Raw genomic sequence first — 12,649 nt, 5'->3', positions numbered from 1 at the left:
CAGTTTTGGTACAGCTCGGGGCCGTTTTATTCTGACTCGCTGCCTTTCCGGGAACTGACGGGAAAAGTATATGAAGGAGTGCCTCTGTCCCTCACCGTGCAAAAACACAACATTGCAGGAGGTGAATGAGGTTGTTTATGGCATAAGCCTAAGGGAATGGAAGATGCTTCACGAAATTGGCGTTTGCAGGGGTTTTATTGCCGGGCGGCGGCGACGCCTTCCCCGGCTTATCATTCGAACAGTGCGGATTGTTGGGTAATATTCTATTTGAGGAGCGTCGCCCAGTGTTCTACCCAGGGATTGGATTCGCTTTCCGGTTCCGGATGTTCACCGGCATCAATCAGCAACATCTCACCCACACGCTGGGCGCTCTGTTCTTGCAAAAGCGCATCAAACTGCTTACCGCCGCCGCAGAAATTGGCATATGAACTGTCACCGAGTGCAATAATTCCGTAGTGGATGTCGGGCTGATAACCCAGTTGGTCTTTAATCCCCTGAAACAGCGGCACGATGCTGTCCGGCAGATCGCCTTGTCCCGTCGTCGACGTTACGACCAGGATGTACTTATCTTTGTACTTTTCCCAATCCGCCAGTTCCGGATCTTCATAAACCGTGGCTTTATGCCCCTGATTTGCGAGGATAGCTTCGGCCTCTTCGGCAACCAGCAGCGCGTTTCCATACATTGTGCCGACAAAAATACCAATTTCCGCCATAACCTTTATCTCCAGGGACTTAATAATCTGTCTGCTCATCCTGACCTGACAGCCCGCTGAACTCAACCCTTTCATTCTCAGGGAGAAGCCCGAGCCAGCCAAACTGTGATAGCGCCTGCATCCAGACGTTATCCAACCCGGCACGAATAACCAGTGGTTCACCGGTGAAGGGGTGCGTAAGTTCAAGCTGGCTGGCATGCAACATCAGGCGCTGGCAGCCAAAATGCTCTGCGGCGCTGCGGTTTTGTCGCAAATCACCGTGCTTACTATCGCCAATAATCGGATGACGCAAATGCGCCAGGTGACGTCTGAGCTGATGTTTACGGCCGGTTTTAGGATCCAGCTCCACCAGCCCGTAACGGGTGGTTGGATAGCGACCGGTTGCCACGGGCATTTCTACCGTAGCCAGCCCGCGATAGTGGGTGACCGCAGGCTGTGGGCCTTTGTCGTCACGGGCAAATTTATCGGCAATCTTGTCCAGCTCTTCCACCAACGGATAATCCAGAATGGCGTCGTCCATCAGCCAGCCGCGCACAATGGCATGGTAGCGTTTTTGGATCTGATGCTGCTCAAACTGCTGTGCCAGCCGTCGTCCGGCCTCGCTGGACAGCCCCATCAACAGCACACCGGATGTCGGTCTGTCGAGTCGGTGGGCTGTAAAAACGTGCTGACCAATCTGGTCACGCACTGTTTGCATTACCACCACTTTCTCATCGCGGTCGAGCCAGCTACGATGAACCAGCCAGCCCGAAGGTTTGTTGACTGCAACCAGCCATTGGTCTTGATAGAGAATTTCCAGCATCAGGCGTCATCACGGGTAAATAGCGCATCCAGATCCTGCAATGCAATCAGGATCACATCGCGCTGCGGATGATCGGCTGCCAGCGCCATTTCATAATATGGCGCAATAGCGAACGCTTCCGGAAGTGGCTGCGCATTATCAAGCAGCGCATGCATGCGGGGAATCAACACCCACTGCAGCCATTCAACCGGTTCCATGGTATCCATACAAAAAGGCTGCGTGCTGGAAAACAGATGCGCTTCTGGCGCATCCATCCGCCAGTGATTATGTTCACGCAGCAGGGCTTCAAGCGCATGCAACTGCTCACGCACACGGTCATGAGTCGTCATGAAATTAACCTCAATGATGAAAAATCTGGCGCGAAGAATAGCACTAGTCGAAGGGAAATAAAAAAAAGGGAGCACTGTAAAAACAGTGCTCCCGGTTCGTTTCGCAGCATTCCAGCTACTTTTGGTGCTCCCTGCTCATCCGTGACAACTTTTCCTGTGGTCTTGCGACCTCGTTCATCCTGAACATTTGCATCCTGCTCACACCGCCCCCGATGTGAAAACTTCATCCTGAAGTGTCCCTGGCCATCCTGACCCGCCGAACATCCTGACCGGCTCTCGTTCTCCATCCTGGAGGTGTCCTTTAACGCTTCCCGCGTTTTCCTCTTTGCTTCATCCTGAAACCTGTCCTTGCAGCACCGTCCTGGTGTGTCCTGCCGAAGTGTCATCATCCTGATGTTCACTTCGTTACGCGACTCCTTGTCGACAGGGATAGAATCGCCTGTTTCGCATTGTCTTACAAGACACTTACAGACATACCCTAATGATTATTTTCGTATGAAAGTTGACAATAAAACATTAACCAATTGAATTATAAATATTTAATATTATATCGGTCGATGAAGTCTTTACTGATCACCTGGCAATCTCCTACAGGGTTTGTAAGAGATCTCTCACACGCCCCAGAGCAAACTGGATTACAGAACAGGCTTAAGTTGAGTAAGAAATTCCGCAAGTGAAGCCGCCAGAACCGTTCGTTTACGGGTTCCCAGCGTTTCCTTGCAGACTTCCCCTGACAAGTTGCACACTGAAATAACATCAAGTTCATTGTCCAGTGTGGCAATAAAAAGCGTAGGAGAGAGCTTAAGGCGTTTTTGCGTAACCAGGTGGCCAATCAGGTTTTCCTGTACGCGTCTGAAGTCATCTTCAGACCAGGTTTGCAGAAGAGTCAGTTTCTCATCCGCAAATTGTGCGTGCATGTCCCCGGCAAATTGGGTGGTATAAAACGCATGAACAGCGGGTTGTACCACAATATCAAAGGCGCGTTCAACCGCGTTTACATTCTGCTCGCCCACAAAAGGCTGCGGTTGCCAGTACACCGCATCGTTCGTGGAGGAGATGATGCACGGAGACGGTACGCCATACAACTCTTCACTCAGCGGCCAACTGCTGTTTTTTTCATGCCATGCATCGCAATAACGCGTCGTAAAGGCTGTCAACGCCTGTGCTGTCAATTCGTCCACTGATTTCTCTCTTCACAAAAGCCAGGATACACTTGTCGCATAGTGTATCTGGTTTATGACGGTGAAACATGTCTTCTTATGAAAATCATCGGGCGCTTGACGGCCTGACTCTCGGAAAATCAACGGATTACCGAGATATTTACGACGCCAGCCTGCTGCAGGGGGTTCCGCGTAGCCTGAACCGCGACCCGCTGGATCTAAAGGCCGATAATCTGCCTTTTCACGGCGCGGATATCTGGACGCTGTATGAACTATCATGGCTGAATGCCAACGGCTTACCGCAGGTTGCGGTCGGCCATGTGGAGCTGGATTACACCAGCGTTAATCTGATTGAATCAAAAAGCTTTAAGCTGTATCTGAACAGTTTTAATCAGACGCGTTTTGACTCATGGGAACACGTCCGTCAGACACTGGAGCACGATCTACGCGCCTGCGCGCAGGGTGATGTCAGTGTGGCGCTCTACCGTCTTGATGAACAGGAAGGGCAGCCGATAGCCCACTTCAATGGCACCTGTATCGACAATCAGGATATCGTCATTGATAACTACCAGTTCAGCACCGACTATCTGGAAAACGCCGTGAGCGGCGACAAAGCAGTAGAAGAGACGCTAGTCAGTCATCTGCTGAAATCCAACTGCCTGATCACCCACCAGCCTGACTGGGGTTCCATACAAATTCAGTATCGTGGACGCAAAATCGACAGGGAAAAGTTGCTGCGCTATCTGGTCTCCTTCCGCCACCACAATGAATTTCACGAGCAGTGTGTGGAACGCATTTTCAATGACCTCCTGCGTTTCTGTCATCCGGAGAAACTGAGCGTATACGCACGCTACACGCGACGCGGCGGCCTCGATATCAACCCATGGCGCACCAACACAGATTTCACCCCCGCAACAGGCAGACTGGTGCGTCAGTAATCTTTTTTCTCAATTTTGCGTGTCGGATTCCGCACGCAAGGTTGTGAAAGGTCATACGCCAGGGCTATTGTAATCAACAGAGGATGATATCTCTCGTCCCGTAAGGAGTTTACTTGATTACACATATTAGCCCGCTTGGCTCAATGGACATGTTGTCGCAGCTGGAAGTCGATATGCTTAAACGCACGGCCAGCAGCGACCTGTATCAACTGTTTCGTAACTGTTCGCTTGCCGTTCTGAACTCCGGCAGTTTGACAGACAACAGCAAAGAGCTGCTGTCTCGTTTTGAAAGTTTCGACATTAACGTGCTGCGCCGTGAACGCGGTGTGAAGCTGGAACTGATCAACCCACCTGAAGACGCGTTTGTCGATGGGCGCATCATTCGCGCGCTGCAGGCCAACCTGTTTGCCGTACTGCGCGACATTCTCTTCGTCAATGGTCAGATCCATAACGCGGGTCGTTTTCAGCATCTGGATCTCGAAAGCTCGGTTCACATCACCAACCTGGTCTTCTCCATTCTGCGTAACGCCCGGGCACTTCACGTCGGTGAAGCGCCGAACATGGTCGTCTGCTGGGGCGGTCACTCAATCAACGAGAACGAGTACCTGTATGCGCGTCGCGTGGGCACTCAGTTAGGCCTGCGTGAACTGAACATCTGCACCGGGTGTGGTCCGGGCGCGATGGAAGCACCAATGAAAGGGGCCGCAGTCGGCCACGCTCAGCAGCGCTACAAAGACAGCCGCTTTATCGGTATGACCGAGCCGTCAATTATCGCTGCAGAACCACCAAATCCGCTGGTTAACGAACTCATCATCATGCCGGACATTGAAAAACGTCTGGAAGCGTTCGTCCGTATCGCTCACGGCATTATCATCTTCCCCGGCGGCGTTGGAACTGCAGAAGAGCTGCTGTACCTGCTGGGTATACTGATGAATCCGGCGAACAAAGATCAGGTTCTGCCATTGATCCTGACCGGGCCAAAAGAGAGCGCAGATTACTTCCGCGTACTGGACGAGTTTATCGTGCACACGCTGGGAGAAGAGGCGCGCCGTCACTATCGCATTATCATTGACGATGCAGCGGAAGTCGCTCGTCTGATGAAAAAAGCGATGCCGCTGGTGAAAGAGAACCGCCGGGACACCGGTGATGCCTACAGCTTTAACTGGTCAATTCGCATCGCGCCTGATTTGCAGATGCCGTTCGAACCGTCCCACGAAAACATGGCGAATCTGAAACTGTATCCAGACCAGCCTGTTGAAGTGCTGGCGGCAGACCTGCGTCGCGCGTTCTCCGGTATTGTCGCGGGGAACGTGAAAGAAGTCGGCATTCGCGCCATTGAAGAGTTTGGCCCGTACAAAATCCACGGGGACCCTGAGATGATGCGCCGCATGGACGATCTCCTGCAGGGCTTTGTTGCACAACATCGTATGAAGTTGCCGGGCACTGCGTATATCCCTTGTTACGAGATCTGCGCATAACCTTCAAAACCGGGTAGCTGATGCTACCTCGGTGACAGTTTTGTCCATATCAAAGCCGGGTTTGGCGCATCAGCCTCCCGGCTTTTTTAGTGATACCAGTCACATAGCTCACGCCATAACATAAATATCGATTATCTTTCGCCTGAAGAGACCCAAAAAGCAAACGATTACCTTTCAAAGAAAACCGTGATTTATCGCCGCAAATTATAATTAGTCACCAGAATTCACTAAAAACAACAGTTTTTATAGCGCAACCCTCGTATCTTCGCACCCTGCCTTTCATGCCATATGTCGTTAATGTTAGCCTTCACGCCCGTAAATTCGCTTTGACTATTTTTTAACAGATTAATGGTCCAAATTTATCCACATAAAAGGTGGATTATTGCATTTGAGATCGCGATCACTGATACATTCATTACTTAAATGTATCTTTCCGCCCGAAAATTATTACGGCGAAAAATTATATAAAAATCGCTAAACGAATTTCGTTTTACAGTCGGGTATTTTTTCATTGGATTGAACCCAAACCCGACTTTTTAAGCTTCCTCCAGGAGAAACAGATGGAAAACACTCAAACCAGCACTATCGTTACGGGCCAGACCCGCAGCGCATGGCGCAAGACAGACACCATGTGGATGCTGGGCCTTTACGGCACGGCGATTGGCGCGGGTGTATTATTCCTGCCAATTAACGCAGGCGTTGGCGGTATGATCCCGCTGATCATCATGGCCATTCTTGCCTTCCCAATGACCTTCTTTGCTCACCGTGGTCTGACCCGCTTCGTGTTGTCCGGTAAAAATCCGGGTGAAGACATCACTGAAGTTGTAGAAGAGCACTTTGGCGTTGGCGCAGGTAAACTGATTACTCTGCTCTACTTCTTCGCTATCTACCCAATTCTGCTGGTTTACAGCGTTGCAATCACCAACACCGTTGAAAGCTTCCTGACTCACCAGTTGGCGATTACTCCGCCGCCGCGTGCAATCCTCTCTCTGATTCTGATTGTCGGCATGATGACCATCGTGCGCTTCGGTGAGCAGATGATCGTAAAAGCGATGAGCATCCTGGTATTCCCGTTTGTTGCGGCACTGATGCTGCTGGCGCTATACCTGATCCCACAGTGGAGCGGTGCAGTTCTGGAAACGCTGTCTTTTGACTCTGCAGCAACCACCGGTAACGGCCTGTTGTTGACCCTGTGGCTGGCCATCCCGGTTATGGTGTTCTCCTTCAACCACTCACCGATCATCTCCTCCTTCGCCGTGGCGAAACGTGAAGAGTACGGTGATGAAGCTGAGAAGAAATGTTCCAAGATTCTGGCATTCGCTCACATCATGATGGTGCTGACCGTTATGTTCTTCGTCTTCAGCTGCGTATTCAGCCTGACTCCGGCGGATCTGGCTGCGGCGAAAGAGCAGAACATCTCTATCCTGTCTTATCTGGCGAACCACTTTAACGCACCGATCATTGCCTGGATGGCACCGATCATCGCGATTATCGCTATCACCAAATCCTTCCTCGGCCACTACCTGGGCGCGCGTGAAGGTTTCAACGGTATGGTAATTAAGTCTCTGCGTAGCAAAGGCAAGTCCATCGAAATCAACAAACTGAACAAAATCACTGCGCTGTTCATGCTGGTAACCACCTGGATTGTGGCAACGCTGAACCCGAGCATCCTCGGTATGATTGAGACCCTGGGTGGCCCAATCATCGCGATGATTCTGTTCCTGATGCCGATGTATGCGATTCAGAAAGTACCGGCAATGCGTAAATACAGTGGCCACATCAGCAACGTGTTCGTTGTGATTATGGGTCTGATTGCCATCTCCGCTATTTTCTACTCGCTGTTTAGTTAATCCCCTGCGCCGCCTTCGGGCGGCGCACCTCGTTACACAATGGACGCCTAATGATTAGCGTATTCGATATCTTCAAAATCGGCATTGGCCCTTCCAGCTCCCACACTGTGGGACCAATGAAAGCAGGCAAACAATTCACGGATGACCTGATTGCACGCGGAATATTGACTGACGTAACCCGCGTAGTGGTTGATGTCTATGGCTCTCTGTCCCTGACCGGGAAAGGACACCATACCGACATCGCGATTATTATGGGCCTGGCAGGTAATCTGCCGGATACCGTAGACATTGATGCTATCCCGGCTTTTATCCAGGATGTGAATACCCATGGACGTTTGCTGCTGGCAGACGGTCAACATGAGGTCGAATTCCCGGTTGATAAGTGCATGAATTTCCATACAGATAATCTGTCACTGCACGAGAACGGGATGCGTATTACCGCGCTGGCAGGCGAAAAAGCCATTTACAGCCAGACGTACTATTCCATCGGCGGTGGATTTATCGTTGATGAAGAACACTTTGGTTTGCCGAATAACAATCCGGTAAACGTGCCGTACCCGTATAAATCCGCAGCCGATTTGCAACGACACTGTCAGGAAACCGGTCTGTCACTTTCCGGTCTGATGATGCAGAACGAGCTAGCCCTGCACAGCAAAGAAGAGCTGGAACAGCACTTTGCAAACGTCTGGGAAGTGATGCGTAGTGGAATTGAGCGCGGAATCACCACCGAAGGGGTATTGCCGGGCAAACTGCGCGTTCCTCGTCGTGCGGCAGCGCTGCGTCGTATGCTGGTTAGCAGTGACAAAACCACGACTGACCCGATGGCTGTTGTAGACTGGATCAACATGTTTGCGCTGGCCGTAAACGAAGAGAACGCTGCCGGTGGACGTGTAGTTACCGCCCCGACTAACGGCGCATGCGGGATTGTTCCTGCAGTGCTGGCGTACTATGACAAGTTTATCCGCGAAGTGAACGCTAACTCACTGGCACGCTATATGCTGGTCGCGAGCGCCATCGGTTCCCTGTACAAGATGAATGCCTCAATTTCAGGTGCTGAAGTCGGCTGTCAGGGTGAAGTCGGTGTAGCGTGTTCTATGGCGGCGGCAGGTCTGGCAGAGCTGCTGGGCGGTAGCCCGACGCAGGTATGTATCGCCGCAGAAATCGGTATGGAACACAACCTGGGTCTGACCTGCGATCCCGTAGCCGGACAAGTTCAGGTTCCGTGCATTGAGCGTAACGCCATTGCATCGGTGAAAGCGGTGAACGCTGCTCGTATGGCGCTACGCCGTACCAGCGAGCCTCGTGTATGCCTCGATAAAGTTATCGAGACCATGTACGAGACAGGTAAAGATATGAACGCCAAATACCGCGAAACCTCGCGTGGCGGTCTGGCGATGAAGATTGTCACCTGCGATTAACCGCACCTTAAGAGGTCTCTTTTACGAGACCTCTTCCCATTTTGCGTCCAACTATTCGCCTCCCCCAACCATGAATGTTACCCTACAGCCTGATTTATCAGGGAGAACACCGTGGCCGTCCATCTGCTTATTGTCGATGCACTCAATCTCATCCGCCGCATTCACGCCGTTCAGGGATCGCCCTGTGTGGAGACATGCCAGCACGCGCTCGATTTATTGATTGTGCACAGCCAGCCCACGCACGCCGTGGCGGTATTTGATGACGAAGCGCGTAACAGCGGATGGCGTCACCAGCGCCTGCCCGACTACAAAGCGGGTCGCCCGCCAATGCCTGACGAATTGCATCACGAAATGCCCGCCTTACGCGCGGCCTTCGAACAGCGCGGCGTCTGTTGTTGGGTCTCGAGCGGGAATGAAGCCGATGATTTAGCCGCAACGCTGGCGGTTAAAGTCACCCAGGCGGGGCATCAGGCCACCATCGTCTCAACCGATAAAGGCTACTGCCAGTTACTCTCCCCAACATTACGCATTCGCGACTATTTCCAGAAACGCTGGCTGGACGCGCCGTTCATTGAGAAAGAATTTGGCGTAATGCCTCAGCAGTTGCCAGATTATTGGGGACTGGCCGGGATCAGTAGCTCAAAAGTGCCGGGCGTTGCAGGTATTGGTCCCAAGAGCGCAACACAGCTACTTGTTCAGTTTCAGCATCTGGAAGGGATTTACGCACATCTGGAAGACGTGCCGGAAAAGTGGCGTAAGAAACTCGAAAGACATAAAGAGATGGCGTTTCTGTGCCGTGATATCGCGCGCCTGCAAACGGACTTACATATTGACGGAAATCTCCAGCAGCTGCGGCTGGCACGGTAGTCTTATTGCCGGATAGCGCTGCGCTTATCCGGCCTACGCATCGTACCCCCTGTAGGCCGGATAAACGCCAGGTGATTACCAGGCGGTATGGTAAAGCTCGACAATATCGGCAATGCTTGCTTCACGCGGATTACCACCAGTGCACACGTCGTCGAATGCCGCCTGCGCCAGCGCCGGGATATCCTCTTTACGCACGCCAACATCACGTAAATGCAGCGGGATCCCCACATCACGGTTAAGCGCAAACACAGCATCTACAGCAGCTTTACGCGCCTCATCCAGCGTCAACGCTTCCACCTTCACGCCCATTGCGCGAGCAATATCGCGGAATTTATCCCCGGTATAGTCGGCGTTGTAGTGCATCACGTGCGGTAACAAAATGGCATTGGCGACGCCGTGTGGTGTGTTATAAAACGCCCCTAGCGGATGCGCCATCCCATGCACGAGTCCCAGACCGACGTTTGAAAATCCCATCCCGGCAACGTACTGACCAAGCGCCATTGCCTCACCGGACTGGCTGTCACCATTAACAGAGCCGCGCAACGCCCCGGCAATGATCTCAATGGCTTTGATGTGCAACGCGTCAGTGAGTGCCCACGCCGCCCGCGTAATATAACCTTCAATAGCATGGGTCAACGCATCGACCCCAGTCGCCGCTTTTAACGCGGCAGGCATACCGTCCATCATATCGGCATCAATAAACGCCACCTGCGGGATGTCATGCGGATCGACACAGACAAATTTACGCCGATTTTCTTCATCCGTGATCACATAGTTAATGGTCACTTCCGCTGCCGTCCCTGCCGTCGTAGGGATTGCCATCACCGGTACGCTCGCAGCACGTGTTGGCGATAACCCTTCAAGACTGCGTACATCGGCAAACTCAGGGTTATTGTGGATAATGCCAATCGCTTTGCAGGTATCCTGCGGGGAGCCGCCGCCTATCGCTATCAGATAATCAGCACCACTTTGCTGAAAGACGCCCAATCCCTCCTTCACCACTGCAATGGTAGGATTCGGGATCACGCCGGAATAGATTTCCCACGGTAAACCAGCCGCATCCATACGGGATGTCACCTTATCGACAACACCGCACTGTACCAGGTTTGCATCGGTGACAATCAAAGCCTTGCGATAACCCCGGCGGATGACCTCGTCCGTTAATGCCCCAACAGCCCCCCGGCCAAACCATGCCGTTTCATTCAGAATCATTCTGTTCGCCATCGTATTTCTCCTTTTCGCTATGCGAAATTACTCTTCAATTCGTAATCCGTAAGATTTGAATTTCTCCAGCACAATGGCGATCTCTTCGTCATCCAGCACCGGCACCGGGTCGACAATCGCCAGAGTGCTCAGATAAAGGCGGGCCAGGACTTCCACTTCATGCGCCAGCCATAGTGCTTTTTCCAGATTCGCTTCACAGGCAATCAACCCATGGTGCTGCAACAACGTTGCCTTACGGCTTTTCAAAGCGACGCTCACATGCTCTGACAGCTCTCGTGTACCAAACGTCGCATACGGCGCACACGGGATAGAGTTCCCCCCAGCCGCGGCAATCATGTAATGGATTGCCGGAATAGGACGGTTCAGAATCGACACGGCGGTGCAATGAATCGCATGGTTATGAACGACCGCATTGGCATCCGGGCGCGTCTGATAAGCCGCCAGGTGAAAACGCCATTCACTGGAAGGTAATTGTCCTTTATCATATTTGCCATCGTTATCTACGAACACGATCATGTTTTCAGTGAGTCTTTCGTAAGGAATACCGCTGGGTGTGATCAGCATTCCATTTTCATATCGTGCACTCACATTTCCGGCGGTTCCCTGATTCAACCCAAGACGGGTCATTTCCAGGCAGGTTTCGATGATTTCACGTGATAAACGCATTCTTTCCATAATGATTCTCCGGGTACAGTTGCCCCTCGTCTTTATTGCGAAAAAATGCTGCCGCAGAGTAAGACGGGTCAGGTTTCAGGTATGAGCAGCCACTGAACATATTTATTCAGATTCAGTTGGCCGATTTAGTTAGTGCGACGAATTATTGTTGTCTTACACGCTTAATTAGCTTCATCTCAACTTTTACAGTTTCTTTAATTGGCTGGTCATCAATAGCACTCATCATCATAGCGAAGGCTTTTTCCGCCCAGACATTTTCATCCTGCTGCATTGACCAGACATTATTAGCGAGGAATCCCAGCATCGGATGTTCATCAAATGTTCCGATATTAATATCCGGTGGAATCACACCAAAACGATTGCGAATAGCAATGACGGCACCTTCCAGCACAGGTAATGATGAGGCAATAAATGCCTGCGGACAGCCCTGTTCATTGATCAATTTCTCCATCAACCGGTAGCCACCATCCGGCGTATTATCCGGACCTTCACGCACCCAGTCACGATGAGTAATGCCATTACTGTTCAATGCGTTAAGATAACCTTTCAAACGATCACCAATACTGGGCAATCCGGTATCCCCGACTAAAAACCAGATCGGAGATTTTCCTGCATCAAACAAACTTTGCGTCAGCTTTTCACCACCTAAAATGTTATGACTTTCAACCAGCGCGTTATCGGTATACTTAAAATCCCTGTCGAGTAGCACCATCGGTTTTCTGACCTGACGCAAATGGTGTTGCTGATTCTCTAATGTTGAGGGAACAATAAAAAGACCATCAACATTACGAGCTATTAGCGCTTTAGTTAATTTGTTTTCATAATCAACATCATCGTAGGTACAACTAATCGTTAATTGGTATCCAGAGCGACGGCAACGTTGTTCAAGTTTCTCGGCAAGTGTGGCAAAAAAGACGTTAGATATATTGGGCACAATCAGCCCCAACGTATCTGTTTTATTCAGTTTCAGGCTGCGGGCTGAATGGTTTATGACATAACCATACCGTTCAACGTATTCATTAATACGCGTTTGGGTTTTGACACTGATACGATATTGCTCAGCCTTCCCGTTCAGCACCAGTCGCACGGTCGTTACCGATAAATTCAGATCGCTGGCTATCTGTTCTACTGTTTTAGCCATTTATATGTCCCAGTTCACATCCAAAAACGTCAATTCACAATCATAAAAGTATTT

Annotated in this window: 12 protein-coding genes; 5 read left to right on the top strand and 7 right to left on the bottom strand. The window is 51.2% G+C overall.

Annotation, left to right across the window (positions count from 1 at the left end; genetic code table 11):
- Positions 1-263: 263 nt before the first annotated feature.
- The 4 genes from OGX95_RS12460 to syd form a co-directional block, all read right to left on the bottom strand.
- Complete coding sequence (locus OGX95_RS12460) at positions 264-713, bottom strand: flavodoxin (RefSeq protein ID WP_286629626.1); 450 nt, start codon at positions 711-713, stop codon at positions 264-266.
- Positions 714-732: 19 nt separating this feature from the next.
- Entirely contained in the window at positions 733-1,515 is a 783-nt protein-coding gene (gene truC, locus OGX95_RS12455) for a tRNA pseudouridine(65) synthase TruC (protein WP_286629625.1), read from the bottom strand.
- Positions 1,515-1,844, bottom strand: a complete 330-nt coding sequence (locus OGX95_RS12450) for a YqcC family protein (protein WP_286629624.1) — start codon at positions 1,842-1,844, stop codon at positions 1,515-1,517. The genes truC and OGX95_RS12450 overlap by 1 nt, the downstream gene beginning before the upstream one ends.
- 635 nt (positions 1,845-2,479) lie before the next feature.
- Positions 2,480-3,025 carry a SecY-interacting protein gene (gene syd, locus OGX95_RS12445; RefSeq protein ID WP_286629623.1) on the bottom strand — a complete coding sequence of 182 codons (546 nt, stop codon included), beginning with the start codon at positions 3,023-3,025 and terminating at the stop codon, positions 2,480-2,482.
- A 68-nt stretch (positions 3,026-3,093) separates the two neighbouring features.
- Between syd and queF the strand changes: the two genes are divergently transcribed.
- The 5 genes from queF to xni all read left to right on the top strand — a co-directional run bounded on the left by queF (position 3,094) and on the right by xni (position 9,555).
- Positions 3,094-3,942, top strand: a complete 849-nt coding sequence (queF, locus tag OGX95_RS12440; RefSeq protein ID WP_286629622.1) for an NADPH-dependent 7-cyano-7-deazaguanine reductase QueF — start codon at positions 3,094-3,096, stop codon at positions 3,940-3,942.
- A 113-nt stretch (positions 3,943-4,055) separates the two neighbouring features.
- The gene (gene ppnN, locus OGX95_RS12435) at positions 4,056-5,420 is read left to right on the top strand and encodes a nucleotide 5'-monophosphate nucleosidase PpnN (protein ID WP_005130941.1); all 1,365 of its coding nucleotides are present in this window, start codon (positions 4,056-4,058) and stop codon (positions 5,418-5,420) included.
- 560 nt (positions 5,421-5,980) lie between these two features.
- Positions 5,981-7,270 carry an HAAAP family serine/threonine permease gene (locus OGX95_RS12430; RefSeq protein WP_286629621.1) on the top strand — a complete coding sequence of 430 codons (1,290 nt, stop codon included), beginning with the start codon at positions 5,981-5,983 and terminating at the stop codon, positions 7,268-7,270.
- Positions 7,271-7,320: 50 nt separating this feature from the next.
- Positions 7,321-8,688, top strand: a complete 1,368-nt coding sequence (locus tag OGX95_RS12425) for an L-serine ammonia-lyase (RefSeq protein WP_005130943.1) — start codon at positions 7,321-7,323, stop codon at positions 8,686-8,688.
- A 111-nt stretch (positions 8,689-8,799) separates the two neighbouring features.
- Positions 8,800-9,555: a flap endonuclease Xni gene (gene xni, locus OGX95_RS12420; RefSeq protein WP_286629620.1), complete on the top strand. Its 756-nt coding sequence runs from the start codon at positions 8,800-8,802 to the stop codon at positions 9,553-9,555.
- A 75-nt stretch (positions 9,556-9,630) separates the two neighbouring features.
- On the opposite strand, the gene fucO is transcribed toward xni, so the two are convergent.
- From fucO to OGX95_RS12405, 3 genes are all read right to left on the bottom strand, one after another.
- Complete coding sequence (gene fucO / locus OGX95_RS12415; protein WP_286629619.1) at positions 9,631-10,779, bottom strand: lactaldehyde reductase; 1,149 nt, start codon at positions 10,777-10,779, stop codon at positions 9,631-9,633.
- A gap of 27 nt (positions 10,780-10,806) precedes the next feature.
- Positions 10,807-11,454 carry an L-fuculose-phosphate aldolase gene (gene fucA, locus OGX95_RS12410; protein WP_005130946.1) on the bottom strand — a complete coding sequence of 216 codons (648 nt, stop codon included), beginning with the start codon at positions 11,452-11,454 and terminating at the stop codon, positions 10,807-10,809.
- A 142-nt stretch (positions 11,455-11,596) separates the two neighbouring features.
- Positions 11,597-12,595 carry a LacI family DNA-binding transcriptional regulator gene (locus OGX95_RS12405; RefSeq protein WP_286629618.1) on the bottom strand — a complete coding sequence of 333 codons (999 nt, stop codon included), beginning with the start codon at positions 12,593-12,595 and terminating at the stop codon, positions 11,597-11,599.
- Positions 12,596-12,649: the final 54 nt, after the last annotated feature.

The organism is Citrobacter sp. Cu233 (assembly GCF_030332225.1).
Taxonomy (GTDB): domain Bacteria; phylum Pseudomonadota; class Gammaproteobacteria; order Enterobacterales; family Enterobacteriaceae; genus Citrobacter.
The sequence above is the reverse complement of the archived record's forward strand: the minus strand, read 5'-3'. Positions and strand labels throughout refer to the sequence as shown.